This window comes from Westiellopsis prolifica IICB1 (assembly GCF_004323185.1).
GTDB classification, from domain to species: Bacteria; Cyanobacteriota; Cyanobacteriia; order Cyanobacteriales; family Nostocaceae; genus Pelatocladus; species Pelatocladus prolificus_A.
On sequence record NZ_NAPS01000002.1, the window covers coordinates 638,946 to 654,101 of the forward strand.

Genomic DNA, 15,156 nt, shown 5'->3' on the forward strand with positions numbered 1-15,156 from the left:
TGGGCATTGGGCATTGGGCATCAGTTATTCTCCCCACACTCCCAGACGCGATGAATCGCGTCTCTACATTACTCCCCATACTCCCCACACTCCCTATTTCCTGTTTCCTATCCCTGACAAATGACAAATAACAAATGACAAATAACTAAGATATGTGGTTAGTTGGTCAATTCTTTTTGAGTACTGAATCGCAATTTTGATTCACATGTACTTAGGTTAAAGTTGCAAAAACATAAAAATCGTATACTTTGTTACGAATTATCTGCAAATATGTACAAAATGTATTAAAAACATGCATTAAATGCATGAAATGTCACGAAAATATAGTCGTAAAGCGTTTAGATACAAGCGATCGCCAGTATTTTTTTGTTAGTTGTTAATTGGTGTTGATTGTTTTCACGGAAGACGCCCTATGGCGTACTCAGGCTAAATAAAGATTTAAAAAATGATAGAAAATCAACAAGAACAGTTGGAATTAGCACTCTCTGCTTTGCTAATGGGAGATTTTCAGCAACGATGGGAGATCACCAAGGTATTTAAACATTTGGGAGCGATCGCGATTCCTCAATTGATAGAGATATTGACAGATGAAGAACTCGAAGAAGAATTGCGCTGGTATGCAGCACGAATTTTGGGAGAATTTCACCACCCAGATGCAATTTCTGCTCTGATAGAATTACTGAAAACCGAAGCAGATGAAGAACTGACAACAATGGCAGTATCGGTACTCGGGCAAATGGGTACCCTTGCGATTGCTGCTTTAAGTGAACTTTTAACAGATGATGAAACGCGCTTGTTAGCAGTGCGATCGCTTTCCCTAATTCGCCACCCAGAAGTTATTACACCATTGTTAACTGTGGTAGACGATCCACTTGTAGCCGTTCGCGCTACTGCGATTGAAGCCCTGAGCAGCTTTCATGATGAACGTATACCACCAGTACTTCTACAGGCGTTAAATGATATTGCTGCCCCGGTTCGGCGGGAAGCTATATTAGGTTTGAGCTTCCGCCCAGAATTACGCGACACATTAGATTTAGTCACAAAATTGCAACCTAGACTCTATGACTTTAATCTGGAAGTCTGTTGTACGGCCGCAGTTGCTTTGTCGCGTATGGGTGGTGACAATGCAGGTCAATTTTTATTTCAAGTACTGGTGTCGCCCCACACACCAATAAAATTGCAAATCGAAACGATCCATGCTTTAAGCTGGATAGAAATACCCTCCAGCTTGGAATATCTTGGCACAGCGCTTAATCAATTAGAATCAGTGGCATTGTGTCAAGAAATCGTAACAGTTCTGGGAAGAATCAAACAACCACAGTTAATCCCAATCGCAACAGAGATATTATTGGCTGTGCTGCAAAAACAGCACCCAGCACTGGAAAATGTAGCATTTAGAGGAGTAACAGCCTTATCTCTGGGACAATTAGGCAGAATAGAAGCTAAAAAAGCTGTAATTGCTCTTGCGGAAGATACAGATGAACGAGTCAGACTACATGCGATCGCAGCACTGAAGAATCTGGATCTCAACAGGGAGTGAGGAGTGGACATTGGAGATTGGGCATTGGGCATTGGGTATGGCTAACAACAACCAATAACTATAATTGTTGTTTTGATTACTAATACAAAATATAGATGTAACAAAGTCTACTAAAATATTGCTAAAAATACGTTAAGTTAGTTTCACTCATAAATGTAATTCAGGCTACATCCACATGCGACTAGAGCAGTTGCAAGCCTTTCTAGCGATCACGGACACTGGTAGCTTCCAAGGGGCAGCAAGAAAATGTAGTGTTACTCAATCGACTATCAGTCGCCAAATCCAGGCACTGGAAGCAGATTTGGGTTTGGAATTATTTCATAGAACTGGTCAAGCAAAGCTGACTTTGGCTGGTGAACGGTTGCTACCTCGTGCGCGTAAAATTTGCCAAGAGTGGCAAACAGCAACTAATGAGATAGCAGATTTAGTAGCAGGAAAACAGCCTGAGTTATGTATAGCAGTAATTCACTCGCTGTGTGCTTATTACTTGCCACCAGTATTGCAACAATTTTGTCACGATTATCCAAACGTGCAACTGCGGGTGACATCCTTGGGTAGCGATCGCGCTTTAAAAGTCCTCAAAGATGGGCTAGTAGATATGGCGATTGTGATGAATAATCGCTTTTTAACTGCGGGTAAAGAAATGGTGGTAGAAGTTTTATATGATGAACCAATAGAAGTCCTGATCGCGGCCAATCATCCACTAGCCCAGTATGAACGCATTCCTTGGTCTGAGTTAGTTCGTTATCCACAAGTAGTTTTTAAAGATGGTTATGGAATGCAACGTCTTGTTCAAGATCGATTTGAGCGCCTGCAAGCTACACTCCGAGCGGTTTTAGAAGTCAACACTTTAGACGCTTTCCGGGGAGTAGTGCGTCAAGGAGAATTAATCGCTTTGCTGCCTAATTCAGCATTGGTAGAAGCACGTAAAGACCCCACCTTAGCTGTTCGTCCTTTGGCTAGTAATGGTTCTGCTGACAACTCCAATCTGACTCGTCGAGTGGTGATGGTGACAACTCAAGATCGTTTGCAAATTCCTCCTATCTTACATTTTTGGCAGTTAGTGAGGGACAATGTACCACCACAAGTTCCTTTAGAGAAATCCGCTTGTTAGATAAAATTAGTCCAAAGTCCAAAGTCAAGAGTCAAAAGTCAAAATCTTGACCCTTGACACTTGACACTTGACAACTATGAGCAATACATTTCGGGATTTACTGAAAAAGGTTGGTAGTGGTAATCACACGGGAGAAAATTTGACTCGTGAGGAAGCTGCTACTGCTACTAGGATGATGCTGTTGGGTGAAGCGACACCAGCCCAAATAGGTGCTTTTCTGATTGCTCACCGCATTAAACGTCCGACCGGAGAAGAATTAGCAGGGATGTTAGATGCCTATGATCAACTAGGACCAAAACTAACACCCATATCTTCTGTAAAACCAGTTATAGTTTTGGGTATACCCTATGATGGCAGAAGCCGCACAGCACCGATTAGCCCGATCACGGCGTTGATCTTAGCTACTGCTGGACAACCAGTAGTAATGCATGGGGGCGATCGCTTACCAACTAAATATGGTTTACCTTTGGTAGAAATTTGGCAGGGTTTGGGGGTTGATTGGACTGGGTTAACCTTGGAAAAAACTCAACAGGTGCTTGAGGAGACGGGTATTGGTTTTGTTTATCAGCCTCAGCATTTTCCATTAACGCAAAGTATTTGGGAGTACCGTGATCAAATAGGTAAGCGCCCGCCCTTTGCCACCATGGAATTAATTTGGTGTCCTTATGCTGGCAATGCTCACATTGTGTCGGGGTTTGTTCATCCTCCCACAGAAGCGATGTTTCAAGATGCTTTGACTCGGCGAGGAGTAACTAATTTTACAACTGTTAAAGGATTAGAAGGTAGTTGTGATTTACCACGCGATCGTACCGCGATTATTGGTTTGTTAACACCTGCAACTAGCAATCAAATAGATAGATTGCATTTGGCGCCCCGCGACTATGGCTTTACTACCAAAAATGTACCCTTGGATACTACTGAACAACTAGTAGCAGATATGCAGGGTGTATTGCAAGGTATATCTTGTGAACTCATGGAAACAGCTTTATGGAACGGTGGGTTTTACCTGTGGCGTTCTGGTATTTGCTCAGATATGCAATCAGGTATCGCCAAAGCAAAAGAATTACTGACAACTGGTGCAGTAGCAGTCAAACTTCAAGAAGTAACCAAAGTATTGATAAACAGAAGTCCACAGTTCATAATTCCAAGCTGCTAACAATTGACTATTGACCTATACTTCCGAACATGGTATAATTAAACACGTTTATCAGTGGGGACGGCACTCAATGTGGCGACGCAGGTAACTCCCTCCGGGACGCTACGCGTAGACCCGCTATACGTGGCTTCTCTTAGAGTACGCCACCGTACCTCGTGAATCCAAAATCTAAAATCAAAAATCCAAAATCGGTTGACCAACATCCAAAATTAACCCTTCACGGGCTATTAGGGCTTTTGGAAAAGCAGATGCAATTTCTATTTGCACCTGATCAAGCCAATCGTCAGAATCGTCTGGGTGATGGTGAGAAAAAACAATTTGCCTAATGTTATATACATTAGCTAAATCCACAACTGTTTGCCAATGTGAATTACCAGAGTCAGTTTTGTGGAAGCTCAAAGGAGTGCTGATATTAGTAATCAGCAAATCAACATCTTGAACTAGCTGAATGATGTTTTCTTGCTCAGTAGGATCAACTTCCTTGGGTAAATCAGTTACATAGGCAACATTATAATTTTGCCAACTGATTTTATAACCTATAGACTTTTGGATTTTATTTACTAGGGCGGTGGTAATCGTGACATCATCTAGCTTTACTATCTTACCCGGATGAAAATTGTGAAACTGCAACTCAGATTGCATTACTTGTAACGGGTAAGGAAAGTGTGGTAGCAGCATTTGGTCATATAAACATTGCTTGATTGAAGCTCCATTTGAAGCTGCTGTTCCATAGATGTGAAAACTATTTTCAGAAATAAATGCTGGCGCAAAAAATGGAAATCCTTGAATCCGATTTGATTGGGAGTTAGTAAAAAATAAATGAGCTTCTAGTGGTTGTTGCTGTTTTAGCCAACTTTTACCAAGTATACGTAAACCAGTTCCTCCATCAAAAACAAGGTGTTTGTTGGCTAACTGCATTTCTACACAAGCGGTATTACCACCATAGCGGCTTGTACTGCTATCTGGAGTGGGAATTAAACCCCGTACACCCCAAAATTGCACTAGGAATTTTCCCTGGTGATTAGAGACTTGAGTACGAGTAACTTGCTTTTGAGTTATGTATATCTGGGATGATGACTGCTCAAGATGTGACATTTTTTTTGCTATTAGGTCTTACTGAGCAGGTCATCGTAGTAGCGAATTTCCGAAATACAATTTTTTGCGTCCACAATGACAACAGTTGGAGAGTAACTTTTTAACTCTTCTGTAGTAAACTGCCCGTAAGTCATTATAATCAAGCGATCGCCTATCATGCCTAGACGTGCTGCTGCACCATTTAGTTCAATCGCCCCAGAATTTTCTGAAGCGGGGATCGCATAAGTAATAAAGCGCTCACCATTAGTACTGTTTACTACTTGTACCTGCTCATAAGGCAAAATACCAGCTTTCTCCATCAACATGCGATCTATACTGATACTACCTACGTAGTTGAGATTTGCTGCTGTAATTGTACAGTTGTGAATTTTTGCTAAAAGAAGTGTGCGCTGCATTGATTGTAGGGGATCGGGGATTGGGGATTGGGGATTGGGGATTGGGGATCGGGGAAGGTGGGGCCCCACCTTCCCCGATCCCCGATCCCTTCTAACCTTTACCAGCTTGAATGCATTTTTCCACTAAAGGCATCACTTTATCAACATCATGCCAACCAAGAATTTCTGTAACTTTTTTTTCCAGATTTTTATATGTGCGGAAAAACTCTGCTATTTCTTCTAACCGATGTGGGGCTATGTCTTTGATTGATTTGACGTTGGTATAGCGAGGATCTTTGTCAGGTACACAAAGGATTTTTTCGTCGCGATCGCCACCGTCTATCATTTCTAACATACCAATAGGTCGGGCGGCAATTACACATCCTGGGAAGGTAGGTTCGTCCATGATCACCATACCATCAAGTGGGTCGCCATCGTCAGCTAATGTGTTGGGAACAAAGCCATAGTCATATGGATACTGCACTGATGCGTAAAGTACTCTATCTAGAGCAAAAGCCTGTAGCTCTTTGTCATACTCATATTTATTTTTACTTCCACCTGTAATTTCAATCAGAACGTTAATGAGACCTGGTTTGGGTTGAGGGGGAATAAGGGATAAGTCCACAATAAAACTCCTGAGATAATGGTAATACACGGGTCAAGCCTTGATTGGCTCCCCGTGTAGAATTTTAGGGCCAAGAGGGACATATCCCAATAGGGAAAAAGGATCAAACTTTCAAAGGGATGGGGAAAGGGGAAGGTAGGGGTCCCCACTCCTTTGGGGGAGTGGGGATTAGGGGCGAAGGGGAACGGGGAATAGGGAAGGGAGAGCGAGTTATTGACTTGATGAAGCAACAGCACAAAGAGTTAAATCTTTCACTAATAACTTAGAGGATGAAATGTGATTTTCCCAGTTCAGCACAGGCATTTCTTCCCAACAATGACGACAAAACCAGTATATTTCAGATCCACGTATATGTAACAAAAGAGGGCTGGAACAGCAAGGGCAGTAATTCATAGTTTTTTGAAAAAATAGTTTAAATTATGTTGATTACGAAAAAACAAACTACAAAATCATTTGTTTATTTATCCATAATCATTACCTACTATAAGAATTAGGTGAATAATATTTAAATAGTTTAAATATTATGTAATCTGTCTCAAGCTTAGAGCGATTATCTATTTTGTCAAATGTAAAGATGAATAAATATAATTTGGTTATCTACTGTAGGAATCTTATTTAATTTTTGTTGGTTTAGCCTGCTCTCTACGTTGAAAATTCAGTTTTATATTCAGAGTTCCCTATTCTCCGTTCCCGATCTTGATAAGATAAGTTCACCCAACCAAACCTGATATCTATATTTGTTTTCACGGTTCGTTCTTCACAAGATCCTCAAATTAATTTTATATAGTTGTAAATGCGAAAAGTAACAATTGCACTTTGAATCTTAATAAATCTAAATAGCGTTTCTCATGAAAGTTATTTTCGCAGGACTTACGCAAAACATAACGAAAGTAGAGGTAATTCATGAATTACCTCTACGCAAGAATAAGGTTTTCGGTCACATCTTGCGTAAGTTCTGTTTCGTAAAAACTTATACATTGTTTTCAAGTAAGGAACAATTAGTATGTTTAAGAAAATTTTGGTTGGTATAGACAACTCTGAAATTGGACAATACGTTTTTGATGAAGCTCTTGCTTTAGCACAAAAACTCAATGCTCGTTTGATGTTGCTTCATGTCCTTGATCCTTTCGATGAAAGTTACCCAAGTTCTATAGCTTTACAAACAGATAGTCTTTATCCAAGTTTTCACTCGGAAGCTGTAAATTACTACATGAGTCGGTGGGAAACACTTAAGCAAGAAGGTATAGAATTTTTAAAAATTTTTTCTAATCAAGCGATCGCCAAAGGTGTAACAACTGAATATACCCAAAATTTTGGTGAACCAGGTAGAGTGATTTGTGAAGTAGCCCGAAATTGGGAAGCTGAGTTAATCATAGTTGGTCGTCGAGGTCGTCGAGGTCTGAGTGAAATTTTCCTTGGTAGTGTTAGTAATTATGTTCTGCATCATGCTTCTTGCTCTGTTTTGACAGTACAAGGATTAATTCATGCAATTGAACCAAATGAGCTAACTGCAAAAACTTAAGTAAGTACACTTTAACTTCTACCAAAGGTATGATTTATTTGTGTGTTTTTGAAACTTTTTCTTTCTAAAGACACCCTTCTCTAGAAAGAAGAAAAAGACTCTTTTACCTTCATAGCATCTGAATAATTGCAAATGTTTGCTCTTCAAAATTTTATAGATGCTTTGGAGGTAAAACTTTATGAGACTAAACTTGATGCTATTTTGGGTAACGTTAGGGTTCGTAGTTGTAGGAGCGATCGCATTAGTTCTGCAACCTTATATTGATACTCATTGATCTTGATATTGATGTCATTAAACTTTGAGACTATTCCCAAAACTGAATGACAACAGGAAAACTCAATTTCTGCAATTACTACTGTGGACTAACTCATATCTATGCTTACAGAAAGAGGAGAATGAGTCTTTGAGTTTTTACGATGAAGTCAAGACTAATTTGAGATAAGATCATATTCGGAGTGGACTAATGACTGATATCAACGTCGAGCAATCAGAAAATCAAAATAATAATGAAGAGCAAACTTCAGCAGAAAGCAAAAATAATAATGCTGGGGTTTTAACTGAAGAAATTAAAGCAGAATTACCTCAAGAAGCCCAACAAATTTTTGCGGCTGCTTTCAAAGCTGCCCAAAGTGATGGTATAAGCGAAGAGGGCGCTCGCCAAGTTGCTTGGAATAGCGTGAAAAATCAATACGAAAAAGGCGCTGACGGTAAATGGCACTCTAAAGGTGAAGTTACTGCCCAACATTATAAAGCTGTCACTTCTGGTGGTAATTAGTTTGTTGCTCACTAGATATTAGACCGAAGGCGGTTTGTGATTGGCGCAAACCGCCTATTGAATTTCATACTGTTTATTAAGAAAAATTCTAGAATTAATTATTAAACTGATAGAAGTTGCCCTACTGGGATTTATTGCCCATTAGAAAAATGAGCGAACATAAAACAAGAATCTGTATACTGGGTGGAGGCTTTGGTGGTCTCTACACAGCTTTGAGGCTGAGTCAGTTACCTTGGGAATCGTTACCCAAACCCGAAATAATTTTAGTAGATCAAAGCGATCGCTTTGTTTTTTCTCCCCTTCTTTACGAACTGCTAACTGGAGAACTGCAAACCTGGGAAATTGCGCCTCCCTTTGCGGAACTATTAAAAGATACGGGTGTGCGTTTTTATCAAGCTGCTGTATCGGGAATTGACATAGAACAGCAACGAGTCCATTTACAGGATGGGCCGGAAATTGGTTATGATCGCTTGGTGTTGGCGCTGGGTGGCGAAACGCCTTTGGATATCGTACCAGGTGCAACTTCTTATGCTTATCCTTTCCGTACAATTGCTGATGCTTACCATTTAGAAGAACGCTTGCGAGTATTAGAAGACTCTGACACAGATAAAATTCGAGTAGCAATTGTTGGTGCTGGTTACAGTGGTGTCGAGTTAGCGTGTAAACTAGCAGACAGACTTGGCTCAAGAGGACGCTTCCGGTTAATAGAACTTACTGACCAAATTTTGCGAACCTCGCCAGATTTTAACCGGGAAGCCGCTAGAAAAGCCCTAGAAGAACGAGGTATATTTATTGACCTAGAAACCAAAGTAGAAGCGATCGCCCAAGATACGATTTCTCTGGAATACAAAGGTCAAATAGATACTATTCCTGTAGATTTAGTAATTTGGACAGTGGGAACGCGAGTCTCACCTGTAGTCCGAAATCTTGGTTTAAAGCAAAATCAACGTGGGCAAATTACGACTACACCAACTCTGCAAGTCCCTGATCATCCAGAAATCTTCGCCTTGGGAGATTTGGCAGAATCTTACGATGCGGAAGGACAACTAATCCCCGCTACAGCCCAAGCAGCTTTTCAACAAGCCGATTACACAGCTTGGAATATTTGGGCAAGTCTGACTCATCGTCCTCAAATTCCATTCCGCTACCAATATTTAGGTGAGATGATGGCATTGGGAACAGACAACGCGACTTTGAGTGGATTAGGCATCAAATTAGAGGGTTCTTTGGCTTATCTAGCCCGTCGTCTAGCCTATCTGTATCGAATGCCAACTCTAGATCATAAACTCAAAGTTGGTTTTAACTGGCTCGCTCGTCCTATTATAGAAACATTATCAAAATAATAGATGGTGTATTGAACGTAGACGTCCTAGTCTGTGTTTTCAAACTGCTTAATACCTTTTCAAGGTAAACGGTAGTCGCTACAAAGGGTACAACACCCGCAAGCGCGCTACCCCAGCTAGATAAACTTAGTCTGTGTATACAGGCTAAATATTATAATTTGGGCAAAATATTTTTAACTCCAGATTGCAATCTGTGAGATAATCAGCTTGAAAATACGCCTATCGTTTTGTCGTAAGACATTGCGTTTCGCACCGAATACATTATTTCTCTAAAATCTAAAATCCAAAATAGTTATAGGTTGATGGAACGACCGAAAGTTATTTTTTTAGATGCAGTTGGCACTCTCTTCGGCGTCAAAGGCAGTGTGGGCGAAGTTTATAGTCAAATCGCACGAGAATTTGGTGTCGAAGTTTCTACTGAAACTTTGAACAAAACCTTTGCCCAAAGCTTGAAAGCTGCACCACCACCTGTATTTGCAACCGCACAAGCGCAAGATATCCCGCAGTGGGAATTTGAGTGGTGGCTTCGTATTGCTTCCGATACTTTTGAAAAAGCAGGTGTTCTAGAGAAATTTTCTGATTTTTCAGCTTTTTTTAGCGAAGTTTATATTCACTTTGGCACAGGTGAACCGTGGTTTGTCTATGCTGATGTTTTACCATCTTTGACAAATTGGCAAAAGATGGGTATAGAACTAGGAATAATATCAAACTTTGATTCTCGTATCTTTTCTGTATTACAGGCTTTAGAACTCAGAGACTATTTCGATTCCGTTACCATTTCTACTCAAGCAGGTGCAGCCAAACCAGACCCCAAAATTTTTACTATTGCTTTGGAGAAACATAACTGTCCACCAACAGCCGCATGGCACATTGGGGACAGTGTTGCAGAAGACTATCAAGCAGCAAAAGCAGCTGGATTACGAGGTATTTGGATAAATCGCGAAAAGTAGAGATGCAAAGCGCCTCTACCTAACTACCAACCATTATTTGTCTTGCTTCATCTTCTAACAGACGAATCAGAGTTTGATCACCTTTTTGTCTGGCTACTTGCAGGCGATATTCTAAATTACTCCGGATATGGGCAAGATGAGTATTTGCTAATTCTTGCCCTGTTTTTTGTGTTGTGTTTGCAGTGGCGATCGCTTGCGGTTGTCTGCCTAGTTTCATTGCTTCTATATCTAGAGGATCACCAACACAATAAGCTACGCCGCGATACTTCAACTCTGCTACTGGTTGAGGTGTAGGAATGTGTCTTGGATAATGACGTCTCCATTGCTGACCACGATACTTACCACTAATTTCCCCTGGAATCGTTTCTACAGCTAGGGGATGAGATTCATAATCTACGCCGCGATAGGTTAGTTTCATTTGCTTCGCCTCGGTTTTAATTGTTTTGTAGGTTGGAATTAAATAGAGGCGCGTTCCTTCAGGATATCTCCTTACTTCCGTCTCTTAAGGTGATTTCCCCCATTCGCTGTAATGTAATCAAAAGCGTCATTTGGTCATTGGCTTGTAAGTAGCTCGTAGTAGGCACTTTTCGTGCTTAGTTGATCGCTTAAGCGCTCACTACGGGAGCATCCCAAATGTTCAAAAAAACGCCTGCGATTGAAATCGCAGTCTTATAGTCAAAGTCTGCTTAAGCAGACTGTTTGATTTTATGAAGTCGTATAAAGACGACTTGCGCTATTAGCAAAGTTTAAACCCTTTGCTTTGCGGTATTTTGAAAAAATTGGTATGCTCCCCTCACTACAAACATTTTGGTTTTTTCTGTTAACCAGATAAGTTACCTGATCAAGACACAATGTGGTATCACAGTCTTAAAGAGATGAACGATTTTATTTCTGTATTTATTGTAACACTTTTGTGAAAAAGTCAAGAAAATCGCATAAAAAATTAATTATTATTCCTCTACAATTTAGATGCTAAATAGTCCAAAATCAGAAATTTTGTTACACATTCATTTTTGCTCTATGTACTGGGTAATCTGACTTTATGAGGATTTAGCTATCAGTACAGGTCTGCCGAACATGTCTCAAAAATATCAAACTAGTCTGTGGTTTTCCGATACTTACAAGGTAATTTTCTTCTGTTATTCCGCTTTTTTGGTGTTGGTGCTACCAGGAAACAAGCTGCTAGCGCAGAATGTTGTTTCTCAGAATTTGGAAGCAGCGAGTTACTTTCAACAGGGAGTGATGCGCTATCACCACAAAGATTTAGCAGGTGCAGAATATGCGTTTCGTCAAGCCTTGCAGCTAGATTCCAGTATTGGTTCTGCACATAATTATTTAGGTAACATTTTATTGCAGCAAAATCGTTTTGATGCTGCAACACAAGAATATGCAGAGGCGATCAAACTCAATCCCAACTTGGGCGAAGCTTATTATAACTTGGGTTTGGCATTGCATAAACAAGGACAAGCCCAAGCCGCGATTACTGCTTATCGTCAAGCTTTAATTATCAATCCGATGATGGCAAATGCTCAGTATAACTTGGGTTTAGCATTATATGAAAAAGGACAACCAGAAGCAGCGATCGCAGCCTATAACCAAGCAGTAAATTTAGATAGCAACAATGCTAATGCTTACTTTAACTTAGCGATCGCTCTCCAAGAGCAAGGAAAATTAAAACAAGCGATCGCAGCTTATCGTCAAACCCTCAACCTGAATCCTGACAACGCCGTAGCTTATAATAACATGGGCAGCCTATTGACCATTCAAGGTCAAACATCTGAAGCGATCGCTACCTATCAAACAGCTATTAAACGCCTTCCCCATAATGCTGATGTTTACTACAACTTGGGAGTAGCTTTCTATAATCAAGGCGAGTTCAAAAAAGCCAGCAGTGCTTTTAAGCGGGCGCGTAATCAATATCGTCAACAGGATAACACAGAGCGAGCTAACAAGATTGAGCAGTTAATGCAGCAAGTTGCACAGATGCAAGAATCCAAGCAACCGCAAGTTAGCCAAGCTTCCCAAGACGACTTGTTAAACCCAGACACTCCTATGGATACAGAAGCGAACCCAAGTGATATCCCGACTCCAGAGGAAATCAATCCCGAAGAAGTACCTTTTTCTTTAGAACCATCACCTGGGTTGAAGCAGTGATCGTTAGTAGTTAGCTATGTGCCTTGCTTGGTGTTGAAAAAATTATTTTTGAAACACCAAGACACTAAGACACTAAGAGGAAAGATGGCTTTTTAAATTGGTAAACGATTTATGTCTTTGTTGCAACCAATGACTACAATTGCGGAACCGCGTTCTAGACGTTGGGTTGGATAAGGATTTATTTGAAATTTCCCATCGTGACTTACTGCCAATAAATTTAAGCCATAGCGATTACGCAGCTGTAATTCGGAGATCGTTTTTCCATGAAATTCATCTGGAACAATTAACTCTACAATACTGTGATCTGGGTCGAGATCAAATCGTTCTAAGATTGATGGTTTAGTGAGCGATCGCGCTAGTGAACATCCTGCTTCATATTCAGGAAATACAACATGATCTGCTCCCACTCGTAGCAGTAGTTTCTGGTGAACTTCACTAGAAGCTTTTGCTACTACATGAGGTACACCTCCTTCTTTCATATTGAGGGTGGTGATGATACTTTCTTGAATGTAATTTCCAATGGCGACGATTACTGTATCAAACTCAAAAATACCTGCTTCTTTTAGTGCTGCTGGTTCTGTTGAATCTAGTTGTAAAGCATGACCAACTATTTGATCTGTTAAAGCATCAGATACTCGCTTTTCATCAATATCTGTTCCTAACACTTGATATCCCAATTTATGAAGTGTTGCACAGACAGCACGCCCAAATCTACCTAAGCCAACTACAGCAAATTGATGATTGTCTTTATGCAAACTACGAAAAAAACCTAACGATGACAGATTCACAATTGTGTCCTTTGTAAATGTTCCCTATGTTGAGAGAATAAAGTTTATTGATGTGGAAAGATTCAAAAGCGTTATTTTTTAGTTGGTGGTTTATATTTTATCAGTCATTTGTCATTAGAGACGCGATGATATTCTTACCTTGAAGCCGCTCTTACGAGCGTCTACGCGTCTGTACAATGGTCATTGGTCATTTGTTATTGGTGACTCCAATTACCTATTACCAATAACCATCAACTATCAATAACCAATAATCTATTATCAACCAACCAGCAAATTTTCTTCTGGATAATGTATTCTGCTGGGGCGAGGATCTCCTAGCATTGCTGACATTAGTAGTAAAATACCCACTCTACCCACATACATTGTGACAATTAATATCAGTTTAGCTGCTGTGGAAACAGTGCCTGTAATCCCAGTTGAAAGTCCTACTGTAGCGAAGGCTGACACGACTTCAAATAAGATTTGAATAAACTCAAGTTTTGGATCGCTCAGAGCTATTAAGATTGTTGAGATAATCACTGTACCAACTGAGCCAATTAATACGCCAACGGCTTTTAAAACTAAAGATACTGCGATTTTTCTTTCATATAACAAAACTTCTTCTTTTCCTTGGAGAATTGCTTTTGTGCAACTTGTGAGTACTCTTAAAGTTGTAGTTTTAATTCCACCGCCTGTACCACCTGGGCTTGCACCAATAAACATGAATGCAATGGTAATGAATAAGCCTGCTGTTGTCATTTTACCGATATCAATGGTATTGAAACCAGCTGTTCTGGGGGTCACAGATTGAAACCAAGCGACTAAAATTTTATCGGTAAAACTGAGATTGGCAAATGTTTCGGGATTTCGTAGTTCTACAAAGAAAAAAGCAATTGTTCCCATAATTAAAAGTACAATTGTTGTACTTAATGCAACTTTAAAATCGAGGGAAAATAAGAGTTTTTCTTGTCGATTGCGGATGCGATCGCGTACCCAGAAGTAGGTTTCTAAAATTACTTGATAGCCAATACCACCAAAAATAATTAACCCTGTAATTGTCAAGACGACTAAAACTGAAGATTGATAACCAATCAGGTTATCTTTAAACAGGCTAAATCCTGCATTATTCCAAGCATTGACACTATGAAAAATTGCTAGCCACAGTCCTTTTTGCCATCCATAATCGGGGACAAAAGCTGGTAATAGTAAAAATACACCTGTGATTTCAAAGATTAATGTTGTAGCAATTATTGACCGAATAATTTGAGTACTACCGCTCATTCCCGGACGATCTAAAGCTTGTTGAATGGCAATTTTTTGGCGCATGTCAAATCGACGTCCAATTAACAAAATCAAAAAGGTAGTAGTTGTCATGTAACCCAATCCACCAATTTGTGCTAGCAGCACAATCCACAACTCGCCCCAAAAGGAAAAATAAGTACCAGGATCAACAACAGATAAACCTGTGACACACACTGCGGAAGTTGAGGTGAACAGGGCGACAATGGGGTCATTCCATGTACCGCTACTGGTAGAAAAAGGCATCATCAACAGGATAGTTCCGACTGTGATTACTGCCAAAAATCCCAAACAAATTGTCCGAGAAACAGTCATATTTAGCTAAAAAACAAATAAATTGAGGAATTGTGTGCAGTGTTGTAACTGCCTCACAAAAAAAATCCCTACTTTAAATAAAAACACACATGGTAGCCTACGATTATGTGTTTTTTAAACCTGCTTT

Annotated in this window: 14 protein-coding genes; 8 read left to right on the top strand and 6 right to left on the bottom strand. The window is 40.1% G+C overall.

All coding sequences use genetic code 11. The annotated features are described in order from the left end of the window. The first annotated feature begins 445 nt into the window (after window positions 1-445). The 3 genes from B4U84_RS17005 to B4U84_RS17015 all read left to right on the top strand — a co-directional run bounded on the left by B4U84_RS17005 (window position 446) and on the right by B4U84_RS17015 (window position 3,810). Window positions 446-1,540 (top strand): HEAT repeat domain-containing protein, encoded by a 1,095-nt coding sequence (locus tag B4U84_RS17005; RefSeq protein ID WP_131119630.1) that lies wholly within the window; start codon window positions 446-448, stop codon window positions 1,538-1,540. A 175-nt stretch (window positions 1,541-1,715) separates the two neighbouring features. Next, window positions 1,716-2,654, top strand: coding sequence for a LysR family transcriptional regulator (locus B4U84_RS17010; protein ID WP_017310286.1), 939 nt, complete (start codon window positions 1,716-1,718; stop codon window positions 2,652-2,654). A gap of 76 nt (window positions 2,655-2,730) precedes the next feature. Continuing rightward, window positions 2,731-3,810, top strand: coding sequence for an anthranilate phosphoribosyltransferase family protein (locus tag B4U84_RS17015; protein WP_017310287.1), 1,080 nt, complete (start codon window positions 2,731-2,733; stop codon window positions 3,808-3,810). 174 nt (window positions 3,811-3,984) lie between these two features. On the opposite strand, the gene B4U84_RS17020 is transcribed toward B4U84_RS17015, so the two are convergent. The 3 genes from B4U84_RS17020 to B4U84_RS17030 all read right to left on the bottom strand — a co-directional run bounded on the left by B4U84_RS17020 (window position 3,985) and on the right by B4U84_RS17030 (window position 5,904). Next, window positions 3,985-4,905 (bottom strand): MBL fold metallo-hydrolase, encoded by a 921-nt coding sequence (locus tag B4U84_RS17020; protein ID WP_017310288.1) that lies wholly within the window; start codon window positions 4,903-4,905, stop codon window positions 3,985-3,987. Window positions 4,906-4,916: 11 nt separating this feature from the next. Beyond that, entirely contained in the window at window positions 4,917-5,300 is a 384-nt protein-coding gene (panD, locus tag B4U84_RS17025; protein WP_017310289.1) for an aspartate 1-decarboxylase, read from the bottom strand. A gap of 91 nt (window positions 5,301-5,391) precedes the next feature. Then, window positions 5,392-5,904 (bottom strand): inorganic diphosphatase, encoded by a 513-nt coding sequence (locus B4U84_RS17030; RefSeq protein WP_016861634.1) that lies wholly within the window; start codon window positions 5,902-5,904, stop codon window positions 5,392-5,394. A 1,003-nt stretch (window positions 5,905-6,907) separates the two neighbouring features. Between B4U84_RS17030 and B4U84_RS17045 the strand changes: the two genes are divergently transcribed. The 4 genes from B4U84_RS17045 to B4U84_RS17060 all read left to right on the top strand — a co-directional run bounded on the left by B4U84_RS17045 (window position 6,908) and on the right by B4U84_RS17060 (window position 10,494). Continuing rightward, complete coding sequence (locus B4U84_RS17045; protein WP_017310292.1) at window positions 6,908-7,426, top strand: universal stress protein; 519 nt, start codon at window positions 6,908-6,910, stop codon at window positions 7,424-7,426. A 463-nt stretch (window positions 7,427-7,889) separates the two neighbouring features. Then, entirely contained in the window at window positions 7,890-8,201 is a 312-nt protein-coding gene (locus B4U84_RS17050; protein WP_131119636.1) for a ChaB family protein, read from the top strand. 149 nt (window positions 8,202-8,350) lie between these two features. Further along, on the top strand, window positions 8,351-9,544 hold the full coding sequence (locus B4U84_RS17055; protein WP_131119638.1) for an NAD(P)/FAD-dependent oxidoreductase: 1,194 nt from the start codon (window positions 8,351-8,353) through the stop codon (window positions 9,542-9,544). Window positions 9,545-9,846: 302 nt separating this feature from the next. Beyond that, complete coding sequence (locus B4U84_RS17060; RefSeq protein WP_017310295.1) at window positions 9,847-10,494, top strand: HAD-IA family hydrolase; 648 nt, start codon at window positions 9,847-9,849, stop codon at window positions 10,492-10,494. Window positions 10,495-10,513: 19 nt separating this feature from the next. Here B4U84_RS17060 and pirA read toward each other — a convergent pair whose 3' ends face one another. Then, the gene (gene pirA / locus B4U84_RS17065) at window positions 10,514-10,912 is read right to left on the bottom strand and encodes an arginine synthesis PII-interacting regulator PirA (RefSeq protein ID WP_131119640.1); all 399 of its coding nucleotides are present in this window, start codon (window positions 10,910-10,912) and stop codon (window positions 10,514-10,516) included. A gap of 659 nt (window positions 10,913-11,571) precedes the next feature. Here pirA and B4U84_RS17070 point away from each other — a divergent pair. Next, window positions 11,572-12,648 carry a tetratricopeptide repeat protein gene (locus B4U84_RS17070; protein WP_131119642.1) on the top strand — a complete coding sequence of 359 codons (1,077 nt, stop codon included), beginning with the start codon at window positions 11,572-11,574 and terminating at the stop codon, window positions 12,646-12,648. A gap of 92 nt (window positions 12,649-12,740) precedes the next feature. Here the strand turns inward: B4U84_RS17070 and B4U84_RS17075 are convergent, their stop codons facing one another. Both B4U84_RS17075 and B4U84_RS17080 read right to left on the bottom strand, forming a co-directional pair. Beyond that, window positions 12,741-13,436, bottom strand: a complete 696-nt coding sequence (locus B4U84_RS17075) for a potassium channel family protein (protein WP_131119644.1) — start codon at window positions 13,434-13,436, stop codon at window positions 12,741-12,743. Window positions 13,437-13,694: 258 nt separating this feature from the next. Then, window positions 13,695-15,029: a TrkH family potassium uptake protein gene (locus B4U84_RS17080; protein ID WP_017310299.1), complete on the bottom strand. Its 1,335-nt coding sequence runs from the start codon at window positions 15,027-15,029 to the stop codon at window positions 13,695-13,697. Window positions 15,030-15,156 lie beyond the last annotated feature (127 nt).